This window comes from Lactobacillus sp. UMNPBX17 (assembly GCF_002553735.1).
GTDB classification, from domain to species: Bacteria; Bacillota; Bacilli; order Lactobacillales; family Lactobacillaceae; genus Lactobacillus; species Lactobacillus gallinarum.
In genome coordinates, this window is the sequence record NZ_PCYT01000172.1 from 1 (window position 1) to 530 (window position 530).

General features: G+C 32.6%; 1 pseudogene. It reads left to right on the forward strand.

Annotation, left to right across the window (positions count from 1 at the left end):
- Window positions 1–6: 6 nt before the first annotated feature.
- Window positions 7–530 (forward strand): annotated as a pseudogene (locus CP368_RS10160) (IS3 family transposase); the annotation flags it as partial.

Consider the following 530-nt stretch of genomic DNA (forward strand, 5'->3'; position numbering starts at 1 on the left):
TTTACTATGTCTAAATTTAATAAAGAACAAAAAATAGAAATTTATCGTAAATGGAAAGATGAGAATATCTCAATAAGTCAATTGTCTAAAGCATATAAAATGAACTTAGCTAATTTAGATTACATGCTTAGATTGATTGATATGCATGGAACGGATATTTTAAATACTGGAAAGCAGGTTTATTCTAAAAAATTTAAAGAGCAAGCAATTGAACAAGCTATCTTTGGTACTAAGTCATATGTTCAATTATCGCTAGAATTAGGCTTCAAAAGCATTGCCATGCTTAACAAATGGCTTAGAGAATACAAAGAAAACGGGTATAATGTCATTATCAAACAGAAAGGACGCCCTGCCCGTGGTCAAAGAGAGTCAGAAATCACGCAAGGAACTGGAGAAAGAGATCCAAAAGCTGAAAGAAGAAAACTTGCGATTGCGTATTGTGAACGAATACGTAAAAAAACTGAAAGCCTTGGATCAAGAAAAAGATCAGAACAAATAGCTAAGGCAATTACTGATCTAAGGCATGAATT